Source organism: Streptomyces sp. NPDC018019, from assembly GCF_044327805.1.
In the GTDB taxonomy this organism is placed as follows: Bacteria; Actinomycetota; Actinomycetes; order Streptomycetales; family Streptomycetaceae; genus Streptomyces.
In genome coordinates this window covers 110,043-126,319 of sequence record NZ_JBIRGD010000013.1, presented here as the reverse complement: position 1 = coordinate 126,319, position 16,277 = coordinate 110,043, and the positions used below count along the sequence as shown (strand labels likewise).

The 16,277-nt window shown below is 72.8% G+C and carries 17 protein-coding genes; 10 read left to right on the top strand and 7 right to left on the bottom strand.

All coding sequences use genetic code 11. The annotated features are described in order from the left end of the window. The first annotated feature begins 221 nt into the window (after positions 1–221). On the top strand, positions 222–533 hold the full coding sequence (locus tag ACH4FX_RS22045) for a 4a-hydroxytetrahydrobiopterin dehydratase (RefSeq protein WP_398481397.1): 312 nt from the start codon (positions 222–224) through the stop codon (positions 531–533). A gap of 10 nt (positions 534–543) precedes the next feature. Here ACH4FX_RS22045 and ACH4FX_RS22040 read toward each other — a convergent pair whose 3' ends face one another. Further along, a complete protein-coding gene (locus tag ACH4FX_RS22040; protein WP_398481395.1) occupies positions 544–1,632 on the bottom strand; it encodes a YihY/virulence factor BrkB family protein in 1,089 nt (362 codons plus the stop codon). Between the two features lie 290 nt (positions 1,633–1,922). Here ACH4FX_RS22040 and ACH4FX_RS22035 point away from each other — a divergent pair, with 290 nt between their 5' ends. From ACH4FX_RS22035 to ACH4FX_RS22025, 3 genes are read left to right on the top strand one after another with little or no spacing between them, the layout of a single operon-like run. Continuing rightward, positions 1,923–2,468, top strand: coding sequence for an RNA polymerase sigma factor (locus ACH4FX_RS22035; protein ID WP_398481393.1), 546 nt, complete (start codon positions 1,923–1,925; stop codon positions 2,466–2,468). Further along, positions 2,459–3,193 carry a hypothetical protein gene (locus ACH4FX_RS22030; RefSeq protein WP_398481391.1) on the top strand — a complete coding sequence of 245 codons (735 nt, stop codon included), beginning with the start codon at positions 2,459–2,461 and terminating at the stop codon, positions 3,191–3,193. The genes ACH4FX_RS22035 and ACH4FX_RS22030 overlap by 10 nt, the downstream gene beginning before the upstream one ends. After that, positions 3,190–3,606, top strand: a complete 417-nt coding sequence (locus tag ACH4FX_RS22025; protein ID WP_398481390.1) for an Asp23/Gls24 family envelope stress response protein — start codon at positions 3,190–3,192, stop codon at positions 3,604–3,606. Before ACH4FX_RS22030 ends, ACH4FX_RS22025 begins: the two co-directional genes overlap by 4 nt. A 54-nt stretch (positions 3,607–3,660) precedes the next feature. On the opposite strand, the gene ACH4FX_RS22020 is transcribed toward ACH4FX_RS22025, so the two are convergent. Then, positions 3,661–4,767 (bottom strand): DUF1266 domain-containing protein, encoded by a 1,107-nt coding sequence (locus ACH4FX_RS22020; protein ID WP_398481388.1) that lies wholly within the window; start codon positions 4,765–4,767, stop codon positions 3,661–3,663. Positions 4,768–4,872: 105 nt separating this feature from the next. Here ACH4FX_RS22020 and ACH4FX_RS22015 point away from each other — a divergent pair, with 105 nt between their 5' ends. Together ACH4FX_RS22015 and ACH4FX_RS22010 are read left to right on the top strand one after the other, a co-directional pair. Beyond that, entirely contained in the window at positions 4,873–5,835 is a 963-nt protein-coding gene (locus ACH4FX_RS22015) for a class I SAM-dependent methyltransferase (RefSeq protein WP_398481386.1), read from the top strand. A 130-nt stretch (positions 5,836–5,965) separates the two neighbouring features. Continuing rightward, positions 5,966–6,706, top strand: a complete 741-nt coding sequence (locus ACH4FX_RS22010; RefSeq protein ID WP_398481384.1) for an SDR family oxidoreductase — start codon at positions 5,966–5,968, stop codon at positions 6,704–6,706. Positions 6,707–6,961: 255 nt separating this feature from the next. On the opposite strand, the gene ACH4FX_RS22005 is transcribed toward ACH4FX_RS22010, so the two are convergent. The 5 genes from ACH4FX_RS22005 to ACH4FX_RS21985 all read right to left on the bottom strand — a co-directional run bounded on the left by ACH4FX_RS22005 (position 6,962) and on the right by ACH4FX_RS21985 (position 12,649). Further along, entirely contained in the window at positions 6,962–7,285 is a 324-nt protein-coding gene (locus tag ACH4FX_RS22005; RefSeq protein WP_398481382.1) for an SH3 domain-containing protein, read from the bottom strand. A 252-nt stretch (positions 7,286–7,537) separates the two neighbouring features. Continuing rightward, positions 7,538–8,368, bottom strand: coding sequence for an aldo/keto reductase (locus ACH4FX_RS22000; protein ID WP_398481380.1), 831 nt, complete (start codon positions 8,366–8,368; stop codon positions 7,538–7,540). A gap of 48 nt (positions 8,369–8,416) precedes the next feature. After that, positions 8,417–9,460, bottom strand: a complete 1,044-nt coding sequence (locus ACH4FX_RS21995) for a hypothetical protein (RefSeq protein ID WP_398481378.1) — start codon at positions 9,458–9,460, stop codon at positions 8,417–8,419. 164 nt (positions 9,461–9,624) lie between these two features. Further along, on the bottom strand, positions 9,625–11,451 hold the full coding sequence (locus tag ACH4FX_RS21990) for an AMP-dependent synthetase/ligase (protein ID WP_398481376.1): 1,827 nt from the start codon (positions 11,449–11,451) through the stop codon (positions 9,625–9,627). 310 nt (positions 11,452–11,761) lie between these two features. Beyond that, positions 11,762–12,649 (bottom strand): LysR family transcriptional regulator, encoded by an 888-nt coding sequence (locus ACH4FX_RS21985; RefSeq protein WP_398481374.1) that lies wholly within the window; start codon positions 12,647–12,649, stop codon positions 11,762–11,764. 172 nt (positions 12,650–12,821) lie between these two features. Between ACH4FX_RS21985 and ACH4FX_RS21980 the strand changes: the two genes are divergently transcribed. The 4 genes from ACH4FX_RS21980 (at position 12,822) to ACH4FX_RS21965 (ending at position 16,274) form a co-directional block, all read left to right on the top strand. After that, positions 12,822–13,913, top strand: a complete 1,092-nt coding sequence (locus ACH4FX_RS21980; RefSeq protein WP_398481372.1) for a bile acid:sodium symporter family protein — start codon at positions 12,822–12,824, stop codon at positions 13,911–13,913. Between the two features lie 208 nt (positions 13,914–14,121). Continuing rightward, on the top strand, positions 14,122–14,454 hold the full coding sequence (locus ACH4FX_RS21975) for a hypothetical protein (RefSeq protein ID WP_398481371.1): 333 nt from the start codon (positions 14,122–14,124) through the stop codon (positions 14,452–14,454). Further along, positions 14,451–15,593 (top strand): WXG100 family type VII secretion target, encoded by a 1,143-nt coding sequence (locus tag ACH4FX_RS21970; protein WP_398481369.1) that lies wholly within the window; start codon positions 14,451–14,453, stop codon positions 15,591–15,593. The genes ACH4FX_RS21975 and ACH4FX_RS21970 overlap by 4 nt, the downstream gene beginning before the upstream one ends. 18 nt (positions 15,594–15,611) lie before the next feature. Continuing rightward, positions 15,612–16,274 (top strand): hypothetical protein, encoded by a 663-nt coding sequence (locus ACH4FX_RS21965; protein ID WP_398481367.1) that lies wholly within the window; start codon positions 15,612–15,614, stop codon positions 16,272–16,274. The last annotated feature ends 3 nt before the right edge of the window (positions 16,275–16,277 follow it).

Sequence of the window (16,277 nt, the reverse complement as noted above, 5' to 3'; positions counted from 1 at the left end):
TGCGACTGCTGGAATCGACGGCAACTGCTGGAATCGACTGCGACTGCTGGAATCGACTGCGACTGCTGGAATCGACTGCGACTGCTGGAATCGACTGCGACTGCTGGAATCGACGGCAACTGTTGGTATCGACCGGTAGCGCGGCAATCGACAGGACACGGGCGGCCCGGTGGTGCGGGCGGTGTGTCAGACCATGCGCGGCAACGGAGAGGCGGAGCGAGATGGATGCCCAGGTGGACCCGCTGACGGACAAGGAGATCGAGGACCGTCTCGCGGAGTTGCCCGGCTGGTCGGTGGCGGACGGCCGGCTGACCCGTACGTACAGCTTCGACCGGCACCTGCCGGCCGCCGCGATGGTGGTGCACGTGGCCCAGCTCCAGGAGGAGCTGAACCACCACTCCGAACTGACCCTCGGCTACAACACGCTCACCGTCGCCGTGAACACCCACAGCGCCGGCAACGCGGTCACGGCACTCGACTTCACCCTGGCGCACCGGATCGAGGAGATCGCCACCGGCCACGGGGCACGCTGAGCGGACAGGTTCAGGCGTTCTTGCGCGCGGCGGCGTCCGGGCCCGCGCCCGTGGCAGTGTCCTGGCCCGGACCCGTGGCGGTGCTGCCGTCCTGGCCCGCGTCCGCAGTGGTGTCGCTCCCCGTGCCGCTGTCCGTACGGCCGCCCGCGCCGCTGTCCGTACCGCCGCTCGCGCCCCGCTCCGCGTTCTCCATACGGGCCAGCTCGGCGTTGAACTGGGCGCCGCTCAGCAGGGACAGATGCGAGAACCACAGCCATATCAGGAAGACCACGGGTCCGGCGAGCGCCCCGTAGAGCCGGTTGAACGTGCCGACGTAGGACGCGTAGAACGTGAAGCCCGCCGAGGCGACCAGCCACAGCAGCACCGCCACCACTCCGCCGGGCACCGCCCGCCGCCCGCGTGCGCGGGAGGGCCCCGTACGGAAGAGCACCATGACCAGTACGACCGCCACCAGCAACAGCAGCGGCCACTGCAACAGGTCCCACATCGCCCCGTTCGCTTCGCCCAGCCCGAGCCACCGTGCGGCGGCGCGCGCTATCGGCCCGCTGACCAGCAGGGCCACCGCGCTGCTGATCAGCAGCGCCATCAGCAGCAGCGCCGTCGCCAGGATGCGCGGCGCCTTGCGCCACGGCGGCCGGTCGTCCTGCACCCGGTACATGGCGTGCAGGGCCCGCCGGAACACCGCCAGATAGCTGCACGAGGACCACAGGGCGCTGACCGTCGCGCCGCCCACGAGCAGCCATGCGGCGGTCCGCTGGTGGGCCATGGCCACCAGCGCCCGGCGGACGGTCGGGCCCGACCCGGCCGGGGCGATCGAGCTGATGTGGTTGATCAGCTCCTCGGTGGACGCGGGGTTGGCCAGGCCGACGAGCGAGATGGTGACGATCACGGACGGCAGCAGGGCCAGCACCGAGTAGTACGTCAGGCTGGCCGCCCAGTCCGACACGTCGTCGTTCCAGATCGAGACCGGGGTACGGCGGGCCGCGGTCCGCATCCGGGACCAGCTCGGCAGCGCCGCCGCGCTCCGTTCGCGCGGCCGGCCGGCTCCGGTGGTGAGCAGCGCCCGCAGTGGCCGGCGGTCGGTACCGCTCCCGCTCATCGTGTGTCCGTCCTCTCCCCGCTGCCGGGCCGGGCGACGCGCCCGGCCCGTTCCGTCTGCCCGTTTCCGCAGCGTACAAGCGTGTGGGAGGCGCTCCGTCGCGCGGTGGGCGGCACGGTGCGGCAGCGCCCCGTCCGCCGGCCGGGTCCGGTGTCCGCGTGACGTTTCGCGCCGGCAGGTGTCCGACGGGGTGTACGGGGCTATGACCAGGAGCGGGAACACGCGGCCGGGACCGGAGGGAGGAGAGCGGGCCCCGTGGCCGGAGGAACAGGCGAGGAAGGAGCCGGTGAGTGCCCGAACCCAGTGACGCCCTGCTGGCCGTGCGTGCCGGGGAGGGGGACGAGGGGGCTTTCGAGGTGCTCGTACGCCGGCACAGTGCCCAGCTGCTGCGCCTCGCGACCCGGCTGCTCGGCAGCCGCGCCGACGCGGAGGACGCCGTACAGGACGCCTTCGTGAGCGCCTGGCGCCGGATCCCGGAATTCCGCGGTGACGCCGCGTTCGCGACGTGGATGTACCGCATCGTCACCAATCGCTGTCTGAACCTGCTGCGGGCCCGCAGACCGACCCAGGACCTCGGCTCGGTGCCGGAGCCGACCGCGCCCGAGCACGCGTCCTCACCGGTACGGGCGGCCGAGTCGACCGCCGCCGTCGAGGCGCTGATGCGGGCGATGGACGGACTCACCCCGGAGCAGCGCGCCTGCTGGGTGCTGCGCGAACTGCACGGCCTGCCGTACGAGGACATCGCCGACGTGGTGGGCATCAGCCTCCAGGCGGTCCGTGGCAGGGTCTTCCGAGCACGCCGCTATCTGACGGAGGCGATGGGCGCATGGCGCTAGGTGACCACGACGACCCGACCCTGCCGTGCGGCCGCACGCTGTCGTCCGTGTGGGAGGAGAACGAGTCCGCCGCCGGGGGCGAGGGCGCGGCACCGCGCACCGGCCCTGGGACCGGTCCGCGCACCGGTCCCGGCCCCGATCCGCGCACCGCCCCCGATCCGCACACCGCCCAGTGCCCGTACTGCCAGGAGGCGCTGGCCGGTCTCGGCGTGCTGGACAGTTACGTACGCGAGGCCCGGCAGGCCGCCAGGGCCGCCGAACGGGACGCGGACGACCGGGACGCCGAACGCTTCACCGCCCGGGTGATGGATCTGGTCAGAACCGAACTCCGGCCGGGGCGGACGCTGCCGCTGGGCGAGCCGGAGGACGACGCGTGGATCACCGAAGCGGCGGCGGCCAAGACCTTCCGCGCCGCGGCCGAGACGCTGCCGGGCGTCCAGGCGGGCAGCTGCCGCGTCACGCTGCTCGCGCCGGAAGGGCCGATGAAGGTGGCGCTGGAACTGGTCGCCGGGTACGAGTGGCCGCTGCCCGACCTGGCCGACCGGGTGCGTGAACGGGTCCGCGCGGCGGCGCGGGACGGCGTCGGCCTGACCGTCGAGGAGGTCGACGTCACCGTCCTCGACCTCGTCGAGAGCGACACCGGCGGCGATCCGGAAGCTGGGAGCGCCGGGGAGGCCGGGGGCGCCGGGGGCACCGGGGGCACCGGGGAGAGGAGCACGTCGTGAACGGCGAAGCCGAGCTGCACGGGGCGGTCCTGCGGGCCGCGGCCGGAGCCGCCAAGGACACGCCCGGCGTCGCCTTCCTCCGGCCCGGCTGGGGCGAACTCCTGCGCGGAACGGTGACCAAACGGCCGCCGCGCACCGGCACCGCCGGATCCGCCGCTCCGGCCGCCCCCGCCACACCGGCCGCCCCCGCGCTGCGGAACAGCCGCGTCGCCGGGGTGCGCGCCGAGCGCGGGCCCGGACCCGGCCAGTGGCGGATCCGCGTCCATCTGGCGGTGCGGCGCGGCCACCGGGCCCTGGACGTGACCCGCGCGGTCCGGCCACGCGTCACGGCGGTGGTACGGGAGGCGCTGCGGGAGGCGGGCGAAGCCGCGCCGACGGTCACCGTGACGGTGACGGTCACGGACATCACCTGACGCGGCGACGGGCGACCCCGTACGGCAGCGGCATGGACCCGCTGCCGTACGCCGTCAGGAGAACGGCAGGCCCACCCACGGAGAGGCCGGGTCCTGGGTGAGGACACGGTGGATGTGCACGGCCTCCTGGTACGCCGTACCGAACCAGCCGTTGTCGAAGGCCAGCGCCCGGCCCAGCGCGTATCCGGCCGAGAACTCCTGCCACGAGCCGTACGCGGCCCGCGCCAGCTCCCCGGCGCGCAGTACGGCCTGCTCGGCCTGCGGCGGCGTGCAGAAGCGGGCGCCCAGGCCCCAGCGGACGAGGGCGACGGCGTGCGCGTAATCCAGGGCGACGAGCGACTTCACCTGCCCGTCGGCGGGCAGCAGCCCGTCCGCGCGGAACCGCTCCTCGTACTTCGTCACCAGCTCCGGCACCTGCCCGGAACCCGCCTCGGCCGCTTTCTTCCCACCCTCGGCACCGGCTTCCGCCGCGGGCACGGCCTCGGTTCCGCCTTCCGTGCCACCGTCCCGGGCGCGCAGCGCGGCCTCCGTCTCGGCGGGCACGAACTGCGCGCCGAGCAGCTGGTCGAGGCGCTGCTGCCAGGACGGCGGATCGACCACCGACCACTGCTCGCGCAGCAGTTGGGCGTCGGTTGCGTAGTCGAGGAAGGCGGTGCCCAGCTCGTTCCACGGCACGCTGTGGTGCACCGCGACCGGTGCGCCGCAGGCGAGGCCCTGGGCGAGCGGACCGTGCAGCGGCCCGCCGAAGTGGGTGCTGAGCAGCCCGCCGGGCCGGACGCCGTACTGGGCGCGGACCCGTGCCCAGGTGGCGCGGTGCGCGGCGGTGGCCGGCAGGTACGCGGCACACGGCGTCCCCGGGTTGACCGCCAGCAGCCACTTGTCGTTCGGCCAGTCCTGCGCCAGTTCCTCGACCGAGACCCGGTCGAAGAGCTGCTGGGGGTGCCAGGGCGGCAGCATGCCGCGGGTGGTCACCGGGATGCACGTGCCGCCCACGGCCGGGTCCTCGTAGACCGGCAGCGGGTCCTGGCCCTGCTGGGGCACCACCAGATACAGGTCCTCGCCGGCCACTGCCGCGACCTGGCCTTCCCAGTCGCCCCGTGCGCCGGCCTCACACAGCCGCCGTTCCGTCTCGGTCGGCGGCATCCATCCTGGAGTTCCCACGGACCAGACCTTACGGTGGGCCGCCCACCGGCCGGGACGCGGGGGGCCTTGCCGGACCGGCAACAAAGCTTGCGCTCCGGCGCGCCCTGTCGCACCCTCGGCCCTATGACGGACCACCACCACGGCGCCACCGCCCCGGCCGCCGCCCACGATCACCAGCACGGTGCGCAGGCCGGCCAGGGCCACCACCATCACCACCACGACAGCGCGGTCATGGACTGGGACGCGCTCGCCGCCCACCTCGAAGGCGAGGCGGAGTTCCAGACGCCGCTGCTCGAACAGGCCATCGCCTGGCTGCGGGACCTGCTGGCGGAGCCGTCCGGCCCCGGCCCCGACGCGGTACGCCGGGTGCTCGACGTCGGCAGCGGCCCCGGCGTCACCAGCTGCCTGCTCGCCCTGGCCTTCCCGCAGGCCGAGGTCGTGGCGGTGGACCCGACCGAGGCGCTCCTGGAACGCGCCCGGAACCGCGCCGCCCGCCTCGGCCTCGGCGACCGGTTCGACACCCGCGTCGCCGAGCTGCCGGACGGCATCGACGGCATCGGCGACGCGGACCTCATCTGGTCCAGCAAGGCCCTGCACCACGTCGGCGACCAGGCGGCGGCGGTGACCGCCCTGGCCGGCCGGCTGCGCCCGCGCGGTCTGCTCGCCGTGTCCGAGGGCGGCCTCCCGGCCCGGATGCTGCCCCGCGACTTCGGCATCGGCCGCCCCGGCTTCCAGGCCCGTCTCAACGCGGTGCACGAGGACTGGTTCGTCCAGATGCGCGCGGCCCTGCCCGGCGCCCGGGAGGCCGTCGAGGACTGGCCCGGCATGCTGACCGCCGCGGGCCTGGAATCCCCGCGCAGCCGCAGCTTCCTGCTGGACCTGCCCGCTCCGCTGGACACCGCCCAGCGCGAGTACGTCACCACACAACTGACCCGCTACGCCGAGGGCTTCGGCGACGCCCTCGACGCGGAGGACCGCGCCACCCTCACCCGCCTCCTCGACCCCGCCGACCCATCAGGCATCACCCACCGCCCGGACCTCTTCTGGCTCTCCGCCCAGACCTTCCACACGGCACGGGCGGCGTAGGCCGGGAGCGCACGGGGCGGGCACAACTCCCGCGGAATGACCGGTGCCTGCCTCCGGTTGGTGTTCATACCACCACGACCGGATGATCTCTCAGCCGAGACGATCTCCCCGCCGAAGGGATCCGCACCGCATGAGCGCCACCCCGCCCCCGTACGACCGGCTCGCCGACCGCACCGTGGTCGTCATCGGCGGCTCCTCCGGCATCGGCCTGGAAGTGGCCCGCCGTTCCGTCGCCGCCGGAGCCTCCGTCGTCCTCGGCGGCCGCAACGAGGAGCGGCTCGCCGAGGCCGCCCGGGAACTGGGCCCGGCGGCCCGGTGGCGCACCGTCGACAACACCGACAAACAGTCCATCGCCGCCTTCTTCACGGACATCGACCGCATCGACCACCTCTTCACCCCCGCCGCCTCCTATCGGACCGGCCCGATGCGCGAGCTGTCCGACGAGGACGCGGAGAGCCCGTTCACGTCCAAGTTCTGGGGGCAGTACCACGCGGTCCGGCACGCCGCGCCCCGGCTGTCCGCGGACGGCTCCGTCGTTCTGATGTCCGGTGCCGCGAGCGTGCGCCCGGCCGGTGTCGCGCCCGCCTACGTCGCGTGCAACGCCGCGATCGAGGGCCTCGGGCGCGGGCTGGCCGTTGAGCTTGCTCCCGTGCGGGTCAACGTCGTGGCGCCCGGCATGATCGACGGCAGTCTCTGGGCCGCTCGCCCCGCCGACGTCCGGGAACCGGCCGCCGCGCAGTACCGCGGTGATGCCCTGCTCGGTCGTCTCGGTACGGAGGGGGAGGTCGCCGAAGCCGTGCTCTTCCTCTTCACCAACGGGTACATGACCGGCTCGACCCTCTACCCGGACGGGGGGTACGCCCTGCGCTGAGTGCCCGGCCCGCCCTGGGAGGTGGCGGGTCCGATGCCGGTGCCGGCCGGTCGCCGCCCCCCGGCGGCCACGGCCGCTGTCGTCGCACGCCCCCGTTGTGTGCTCGCGTGCGTGTGCGGTCGTGGCCGTGCGGCGGTCGGCCGGTGCCGGGCGGGGTGGTGGCCCTCCCGGGCCGGGAAACCCTTCCACCACCCCGCCGTGTGATCAGCTCGCCGGCCCGGAGCGCGGGCGTGGACCGGGCCGGCGAGCCGGGTCTCAGCAGTCCAGGTAGGCGACGTGGATCCACACGCCGGTACGGCCGCCCCAGAGGTCACCCATGATCCAGGAGCCTTCGCGGCCCCTCGCGTTCATCTTCTGGCCCCTGTTCACCTGGCCCAGGACCGGGTAGTTGGTGCCGGGGCCGCCGCGGTAGTTGACGCCGTTGTCGTTGACCGTGCACACGACGGCCTTGGCCGCGGGCGCCGCGGTCCGCTGGGCGGGGGCGGAGCCGGTGGCGGCGGTGGCCACCGTGCTGCCGGCGAGTGCGAACACGGCCGCGGTGGCCGCGAGTGCGGCGGCGGCGCGAGGGATGCGGAACATGCGGTTCTCCTCCGTTAAGGGTTTTCCGGTGCCGGCCCGGCCGACTGCCCGGACCGGCACTCAGGACATTCGTCCTGTTCAGCGCCGGGGCCAAGGGGTTTCCCGACCCCCGGACACGGAGGGAAACCGGGAAACCGGCCGTCAGCTGGGACGAAGCGGAGGGAGAAGACGCGGCGGCGCCGCCGGCCCGGGGAAGAGAGCCGGCGGCGCCGCGGGAGAGGAGGCGTCCGCAGAGATCGGACGCCCGGGACCTCAGCTGTTGAGCGTGTCCGGGTCCGGACCCAGGCGCGTGCCCGAGTCGAGGGCCGCGAGCGCCGCCATGTCGGCGTCGTCCAGCTCGAAGCCGAAGACGTCGATGTTCTCCTTGATCCGCGACGGGGTCACGGACTTCGGGATGACGACGTTGCCGAGCTGGAGGTGCCAGCGGAGCACGATCTGCGCGGGGGTACGGCCGTACTTCTCGGCGAGGGCCGTGACGGTCGCGTCCTTCAGGAGGTCCTTGCCCTGGCCCAGCGGCGACCAGGCCTCGGTCGCGATGCCGTGCCGCGCGTGGAAGGCGCGGGCCTCGGACTGCTGGAACTGCGGGTGCAGCTCGATCTGGTTGACCGCGGGGACGACCGAGGTCTCGCCCAGCAGACGCTCCAGGTGGGCGGGCTGGAAGTTGGAGACGCCGATCGCCTTGGCGCGGCCCTCCTCGTAGATCTTCTCGAACGCCCGGTACGTGTCCACGAACGTGCCCTTGGCGGGCAGCGGCCAGTGGATCAGGTACAGGTCGACGTACTCCAGCCCGAGCTTGTCCAGCGAGGCGTCGAAGGCGCGCAGGGTGGAGTCGTACCCCTGCGCGTCGTTCCACAGCTTCGTCGTCACGAACAGCTCGTCACGGGCGATGCCGGAGGCGGCGAGCGCCTTCCCCGTGCCCTCCTCGTTGCCGTAGATCGCGGCGGTGTCGATGCTGCGGTACCCGGCTTCCAGGGCGGTGCCGACGGCCGTGAAGGCCTCGTCGTCCGGCACCTGCCAGACGCCGAACCCGAGCTGCGGCATGGCGACGCCGTTGTTGAGGGTGATGTGGGGGACCTTGCTCACGAGGGATTCGATCCTTAGGTCGACGTACATGTTCTCCAACGTCAACGATCATCCGGTACGGAGCATTCCCGTGCATCCCGAAGCGATTTCCGGCGACGTGTCCGACGACGTGTCCAACGTGTCCGACGACGTTTCCGCCGCCAGGGTCAGGACGCCCAGGCAGAGCACCACCAGTCCCGCGACCAGCTCCAGCACGCCCACCAGGCCGGGCACGCCGCGGGCCGGGGCCGTGCTCCCGCCGGTCAGGGCGTCGGCCGTGGTCCACGACAGCCACAGGGTGCCGCCCCACGCGAACACCGTCGCCGAACCCAGCCAGGCCAAGGCGAGCGGTACTCGCGTCCGCAGGCGGCACCAGGGGCCGCGGTGGGGGAAGAGGAGGGCGGCCAGCCCGGCCGCGCCGGCGAGCGACAGCAGGCCCTGCACGACGTCGGAGGTGGCCGTGACGGCGGTACGGGCTGGCAGGCCCGCCGCCCCGGCGCCCGACGGCATGCCCAGTCCCCACAGCACGTCGACGGTGCCGATGACGGCGAGGAGCAGCGCCGCGGGCACGCCCAGCAGCCGCCGCGCCGCGCGCACCCCGGCGCCGGGCGCGGGGACGGACGCCAGCGGCCGGCGCAGCAGCGCGCCCCACCGCCGGTGCGCGTACCCCGTGAAGGCGCCCAGCAGGGCGATGCCCTCCACGATGAACGCGCCGTAGACGAGGACGAAGACCCACGGCCGGAGGAAGTCGCCGGCCGTCATCGGGTTCGCCGCCCCGGTGACGGCGGCGACCGCGGAACCCGCCGGTACGGCGATCATCAGGGGCGCGAGCAGCCCGGACGCCATCCACAGCGGCAGCGCGAGCAGCCAGGCGGGGGCGCGCAGCCCCGCCGGGCGGGTGAGCGTGTACGCGACGGCCGCGGCGATGGCGTCCATCAGGAAGGTGACGACGTTGGCCGCGATCCACGTGCCCCGGCCGATTCCCCCCAGGTCCACGACGCCGATGTCGGAGCCCAGCACCCACAGCAGCTTGAGGAGGAGGTACGGGGCGCAGGCCGCGACGGCGACGCGGCCCAGGAGGACCTGGCGGTCCGTGCGCTTGTCGGTGTTCATGACCACGAGCCTTCCGGCGGCTCGCGGACGGCGCCTCCGGCCGGGGGATGAACCCCCTCCGCCGTGCGGGGGAGCGGCCGGCGCGTGCGCGTACGGGCCGCTCTTCAGAAGATCGCCTCGTCCAGCTCGGGCAGGACCGGCCCGCGCACGCACCGGCCGCCCCCTCACGTCCGGTACAGCGCGTCCACCTCCGTCGCGTACGCCGCCTCGATGGCCTTGCGCTTCAGCTTGAGCGAGGGCGTCAGCAGGCCGTGCTCCTCGCTGAACTGGTGCGCCAGTATCCGGAACGTACGGATCGACTCGGCCTGCGAGACCAGCGTGTTCGCGGCGACGACGGCCCGCCGGATCTCGGTCTCCAGGTCCGGGTCGTGCACCAGGTCCGTCGGCGGCAGCTCCGGCTTGCCGCGCATGGCGAGCCAGTGCGCGACCGCCTCCGGGTCCAGCGTCACCAGCGCGGCCACGTACGGGCGGTCGTTGCCGACGACGATGCACTGGGCGACCAGGGGGTGGGCCCGTACCCGCTCCTCCAGGACGACAGGGGAGAGCGTCTTGCCACCGGAGGTGACGAGGATTTCCTTCTTCCGCCCGGTGATCGTCAGGTAGCCGTCCTCGTCGAGCGCGCCGAGGTCGCCGGTGGCCAGCCAGCCGTCGTGCAGCACGGCGTCGGTGGCCCTGGGGTTGTTCAGGTAGCCCTGGAAGATCTGGCCGCCGTGCAGCCAGATCTCGCCGTCCTCGGCGATGTGCACGGTCGTTCCGGGGACGGGGGAGCCGACCGTGCCGAAGCGGGTGCGCTCGGGCGGGTTGGCGGTGGCGGCGGCGGTGGACTCCGTCAGGCCGTACCCCTCGTAGATCGTCACGCCGGCGCCGGCGAAGAACAGGCCGAGCCGGCGCTCCATCGCGGAGCCGCCCGACATGGCGTGCCGCACCCGGCCGCCCATCGCCTCCCGCACCTTGCTGTAGACCAGCTTGTCGAAGACCTGGTGCTGCATGCGCAGTGGTGCGCCGGGGCCGGACGCGGTGCCGAACGCCTTGTGCTCCAGCGCCTCCGCGTAGCGCACCGCCACCTCGACCGCCTTCTCGAACGGGCCGAGCCGGCCCTCCGCCTCCGCCCGGCGCCGGGCCGCCGCGAAGACCTTCTCGAAGATGTACGGCACGGCCAGGATGAAGCTGGGCCGGAACGACTGGAGGTCGGGGAGCAGGGCGGCGGCGGCCAGCTCGGGCTGGTGGCCGAGCTTGACCCGGCCGCGTACCGCCGCGACCTGCACCATCCGACCGAAGACGTGGGCGAGCGGCAGGAACAGCAGGGTGGACGCCTCGTCACCGGGCTTGGAGTGGAAGACCGTCTCGTAGCGCCGGACGACGTTGTCGGCCTCGGCCATGAAGTTGGCGTGGCTGATCACACAGCCCTTGGGACGGCCGGTGGTGCCGGAGGTGTAGATGACCGTGGCGGTCGCGTCCGGGGTGACGGCCATGCGGTGGCGGTGCACCACGTCGTCCTCCAGGTGCGCGCCCGCCGCCGTCAGCTCGGCCACCGGGTCGGCGTCCAGCTGCCACAGCCGGCGCAGCTGCGGCAGCCGGTCGATGACCGAGCCGACGGTCATCGCGTGGTCCTCGTGCTCGACCATGCAGGCGGTGACCCCCGCGTCGTGCAGCATCCAGTAGACCTGCTCGGCGGACGAGGTCGGGTACAGCGGTACGGACTGGGCGCCCACGGACCACAGGGCGAAGTCGAAGAGCGTCCACTCGTAGCGGGTGCGGGACATGATGCCGACCCGGTCGCCGAAGCGGACGCCCTGCGCGAGCAGACCCTTGGCCAGGGCCAGCACCTCGTCGCGGAACTGCGCCGAGGTCACGTCCCGCCACACTCCGGCGGCGTCCTTGCGTGCCAGCGCGACCCGGCCGGGATCCGAGTCGGCATGATCGAATACAGCGTCCGCCAACCCGCCGACGCGGGGCGCCGTCGCCAAAGGTGGGACGGTGAACTCGCGCAATGACCCAGCTCCTCGTGGTGCTTCTCACAGGGCCGCGACCGTACCCCAACAGGACGGCCCGCGGGAGGGGCGTCCTCCGCCGGCGGACGGATGGCATAGTCCCTGGTCATGCGGCGAAAACGGGCTACTCCGGAGAAGCCCGGACATCGGTGGTGGCGACACCCGCCGAACGATCACGACGCCGGGACCGGATCTGCACCGAATCTCTCCGAACGGCTCGAACCGGGGCGCCGGGGACGGCCGGCGGGGGGACTCCACGTCGCCGAGGGCCCCGATGCCGCACGGGCCGGGACCCAGGGCGCCGTCCGTCCTACGGCAGCTGCAACCGGTCGCCGCCGGCCAGTATCGCGTCGGCCAGGGCGTCCGCCGGGCCCCTGGCCGCGCCGTTCCGCTCGTCGCCGTACAGCAGGACGAAGTCCACCCCGCCGAGGTCCGGCAGCCCGGCCCGGGACGGCATCCGGACCAGGCCGGGCGGGATCATGCCGAGGCTGTGCGCCATCACGCCCAGCCCGGCCCGGGTGGCCGCGATCAGGCCGTTCAGGCTGCCGCTCGTACAGGCGATGCGCCAGTCGCGGCCCTGCCGCTCCAGCGCCTCCAGCGCGCGGGCCCGGGTCACCGCGGGCGGCGGGAACACCACCAGCGGGACCGGCCGCCGCGCGTCCAGCCGCAGCCGGTCGGTGCCGATCCAGACGAGGCGGTCCCGCCAGACGAGCCGGCCGGTCGGCGCCGCCGGCCGGCCGCGCGCCGGGCCGGGACGGCGTTTGGCCAGGACGAGGTCGAGGCGGCCGGCCGCCAGGAGTTCGTGCAGCGTCCCGGACAGCTCGACCGTCAGCTCCAGGTCCACCTCGGGGTGATCGCGCCGGAACTCCTCCAGCACCTCCGGCATCCGGGTCAGTACGAAGTCCTCCGAGGCGCCGAACCGCAGCCGGCCGCGCAGCCGCGTCCCCGTGAAGAAGCCCGTGGCCCGCTCGTTGGCCTCCAGGATCGTGCGCGCGAAGCCGAGCATCGCCTCGCCGTCCTCGGTCAGGTCCACGGCGTGGGTGTCCCGGGCGAACAGCCGCCGCCCGGCCGCCTCCTCCAGCTTGCGCACGTGCTGGCTGACGGTGGACTGCCGCACGCCGAGACGGTGCGCGGCCTGGGTGAAGCTCAGCGTCTGGGCCACCGCGAGGAACGTACGCAACTGCACCGGGTCGAACATCGCATCAGCCTACCGCCCTTCATCACGAACCGTGATAGCAGTCACCACGGTGAGCGGGGTTCCCGATGGCCGCGGGGCCAGGCAGGCTGGAGAGGGCACCGTCCACCCCACCGGCACCGAGCACACCAGCTGAACCGTCCACACCGCCAGCACCGACCGTCGAAGAGAGAACATGCGCCCCCCTCAGCTCAAGCTCCCCTCCTGGCTCCCCGTGGACGGGTTCATCCTGGCCCTCGTCGGCACCGTCGGCCTCGCGGCGCTGCTGCCTGCCCGCGGCACGGCCGCCGCCGTCGCCGACGACGCGTCCACCGCCGCCGTCGCGCTGCTCTTCTTCCTCTACGGCGCCCGGCTCTCCACCCGCGAAGCGCTCGCCGGGATGCGCAGCTGGCGGCTGCACCTGGCGGTCCTGGCCTGTACGTTCGTGATCTTCCCGCTGCTGGGTCTGGCCGCCCGCGGTCTCGTCCCGTACGTCCTGACGCAGCCCCTCTACACCGGCCTGCTCTTCCTCTGCCTGGTCCCCTCCACCGTCCAGTCCTCGATCGCCTTCACCTCCATGGCGCGCGGCAACGTCGCGGCGGCGATCTGCGCGGGCTCCTTCTCCAGCCTGGTCGGCATTGTGCTGACACCGCTGCTGGCGGCGCTCGTGCTGGGCGGGGACGGCGGCGGGTTCTCGGCCCACTCCCTGATGTCGATCGTCCTCCAGCTGCTCGTGCCGTTCCTCGCCGGGCAGCTGCTGCGCCGCTGGATCGGCGGATTCCTCACCCGGCACAAGAAGATCCTCGGCTTCGTCGACCGCGGCTCCATCCTCTTCGTCGTCTACAGCGCCTTCAGCGCGGGCGTCGTCGCGGGCATCTGGCACCAGGTCTCCCCGTGGCGCCTGCTGAGCCTGCTGGGCGTCGAGGCCGTGCTGCTGGCCCTGATGCTGACGATCACGTCGTACGGCTCGAAGAAGGCCGGCTTCGGCCGCGGTGACCGGATAGCCATCACCTTCGCCGGCTCGAAGAAGAGCCTGGCCGCCGGACTCCCCATGGCCACCGTCCTGTTCGGCGGCGGGGCCGGGCTGGCCGTACTGCCGCTGATGCTGTTCCACCAGATGCAGTTGATGGTGTGCGCGGTGCTGGCGAAGCGGTACGCGGCACGGGCCCCGCAGGAGGCGGGCTTCGGAGCGGGGGCCGAAGGGAATCCGGCCCGGGACGCCGGTTCTTCGCCTGCCGTCGCCGCTGCCGCGCCACCGGCTCGGGAGTTGCACACCAATCTCAAATGATGGGCAAGAGAATCACCAGGGATTACCAATAAAAGGCAAAGGGCGAGCGTGGCCCGGTGTCACCCGTCATCTCTTGACCCCACAAATCTGCACAATGGGCATCAACGCCCCCCGTCCCGCCCGTCGGCGATGACGCCGTACTGTTGTCCGGGCTTTCGCGGCGCCCCGGCGTCCGCCCGCACTATGACCAACGGATCGGGGGAGATCTGTGTCCGAGCAATTCACCGCTGCTCAAGAAGCTCTGCACAAGTTCGCCAAAAGTTCTGACCAGCGCGCGGAGAAGCTGCGGGCGATCCGCAGCAAACTCGCCTCGCACTCGCTGAACCAGCAGGCCTTCGGAAAGCTCCCGGAGGCCGGCGAACTGTACAGCGCCTACGCGGAGCAGAGTGAGGACTGCCTGGACATCCTCGACAAGGCGGCGACGCTGGAGGAGAAGGTCGGCGAGGGCATCACCGAGACGGCACGGGCGTACCAGTCCGACGAGGACGAGACCGTGCGCACGATGCGGCACGTCCAGGGCGGGCCCGGGGGCGCCCGGTGAGCGGCGTGGCGACGGGGGCGCTCAGCGCCTACAACAAGGTCAACGACTGGATGAGCGGGTTCGACTCGGCGGTGGACGCCATCATGCGCCCGCTCGTCGAACCGCTCGCCGAGCACCTGGAATGCGTCACCGGTGATGACGAGGGCATCCAGGAAGCCGCCAAGCTGTGGCGCGAACAGGCCACCGAACTGCGCAACCTGATCGCCGACCAGCGCCGGGACCGCGCGGACCTCGCCCACGAATGGACCGGCCAGGCGGCCGACGCGTTCCAGGGGCACCTCGCCGAGATGGAAGCGGCGCTGGAGCAGGAAGCCGCCGACATGGACGCGGTGGCGGACGTCCTGGAGCAGGCGGGCGAGCGGGCCAAGCTGGCCGAGCAGGTCGTGGAGACGCTGATCCGCGAGCTGATCGAGTGGGCCATCATCGAGCTGGCCGTGGCGCTGGCCACCTCGATCATCACGGTCGGCGCCTCGGCCGCGGCGGCCGCCGCCACCGCCGTCGCCCAGGCCGGGATCGTCTCGACGCGTATCGCCCGGGTACTGGAGGAACTGGCCACCGAACTCAGGGCCTTCGTCAACATCATCAAGTTGTTGAAGAAGGCCAAGAAGATGTCGAAGGTCAAAAAGCTCAAGCCGTGGACCTGGAAGCACATCAAGGACCCGGTCGAGGCCGAGAAGTTCCTGAAGGGGATCGCCGCGAAAAAGGCGCTGAAGGCCGTCAAGGTGCCGATGAAGGGTGCCGTCGGCCTCGGCATGGGAGGCCTGGGATTCTCGGGCGATCCGACGCAGGCGCTTTCGCCCGTCGTCCAGGCGGGAGCCGAAAAGCTCGACGACATGATCGACGGCGGTGACGGCGGGGGCGCCGCATCCGGTGGTGGCGCGCGGCGGCACGGCGAGGTCCACCTGCCGCCGGCGTCGGACTTCGACCCGTCGCCCTCCGGCGGGGGTACGGTCGGCGGGCCCGCCGTCAGCGGACCGTTGAGCCCGCCGTCGAAGCACGGGGTTCCCGCCGACCCGGCCCCGGCCGACCCGGACCCGCTCGGCCGCTACCGGAAGCCGGCCGCCGACCAGGACATCCGCCTGATGTCCCGCCCGTCGTCGGCCCAGCAGCCGCGCGACCCCGACAACCCCTTCGGCTGAGGCGAGGAGAACGGCCGCGTGATCGACCACGAGACCCCCTGTCGGCAGTTCCTCCAGCCCGGCGAGGTGCTGCTGCAGAGCGAACAGTACGACGTGTACCCGTCCCTGCCGCTGGTTCCCGCGCACCTGCGGCTGCCGCCCAAGCAGTCGGCCCTGGAGAAGCGGATCCGGGGCGTGCTGGGCAACGTGCTGAACAAGGCGTCGCGGCCCATCGACGCGGTCACCGACAACCGGTTCACCAACAACCGGCTGACCCGCGCCGTGGGCAACGTCGCCGAGGGGATCAGCGAGGCCCCGGAGAACATCGAGGACGCCGCCGACGCCGCGGCCGAGCGCATGATGTACGGCAAGCCCATGGAAGGCGGCTGGACCAGCATGGCCGGGCGCTTCCTCGTGCAGGTCACCAACGCGGGCGGCACCCCCCGGCACCAGGCGGTCACCGACCGCCGGCTGTTCGTGGTCACCGATCACGCCACCGGGTGGCGGGCCCGCGACCCCGAACCGGCCCTCGCCGTGGAGGTCCCGCGCCAGGACATCGCCGAACTGCGGCCCAAGCCGCGCACGACGCTGCCCCGCGGCCGGTTCGACCTGGTCTTCGTGGACGGGTCGTGGATCGCGCTCTGCTGCTCCTTCCAGAAGAGCATGGAGTCGCTGGTCGACGCCTTCTACGGAAGGCGTTGACCA

What these genes read in the sequence shown, in the direction of transcription:
- ACH4FX_RS21985 (WP_398481374.1), bottom strand. Translation starts at nt 12,649, where the DNA reads ATGTTCGACCCGGTGCAGTTGCGTACGTTCCTCGCGGTGGCCCAGACG.
- ACH4FX_RS22010 (WP_398481384.1), top strand. Translation starts at nt 5,966, where the DNA reads ATGAGCGCCACCCCGCCCCCGTACGACCGGCTCGCCGACCGCACCGTG.
- ACH4FX_RS22015 (WP_398481386.1), top strand. Translation starts at nt 4,873, where the DNA reads ATGACGGACCACCACCACGGCGCCACCGCCCCGGCCGCCGCCCACGAT.
- ACH4FX_RS22040 (WP_398481395.1), bottom strand. Translation starts at nt 1,632, where the DNA reads ATGAGCGGGAGCGGTACCGACCGCCGGCCACTGCGGGCGCTGCTCACC.
- ACH4FX_RS22030 (WP_398481391.1), top strand. Translation starts at nt 2,459, where the DNA reads ATGGCGCTAGGTGACCACGACGACCCGACCCTGCCGTGCGGCCGCACG.
- ACH4FX_RS21995 (WP_398481378.1), bottom strand. Translation starts at nt 9,460, where the DNA reads ATGAACACCGACAAGCGCACGGACCGCCAGGTCCTCCTGGGCCGCGTC.
- ACH4FX_RS21980 (WP_398481372.1), top strand. Translation starts at nt 12,822, where the DNA reads ATGCGCCCCCCTCAGCTCAAGCTCCCCTCCTGGCTCCCCGTGGACGGG.
- ACH4FX_RS22005 (WP_398481382.1), bottom strand. Translation starts at nt 7,285, where the DNA reads ATGTTCCGCATCCCTCGCGCCGCCGCCGCACTCGCGGCCACCGCGGCC.
- ACH4FX_RS22045 (WP_398481397.1), top strand. Translation starts at nt 222, where the DNA reads ATGGATGCCCAGGTGGACCCGCTGACGGACAAGGAGATCGAGGACCGT.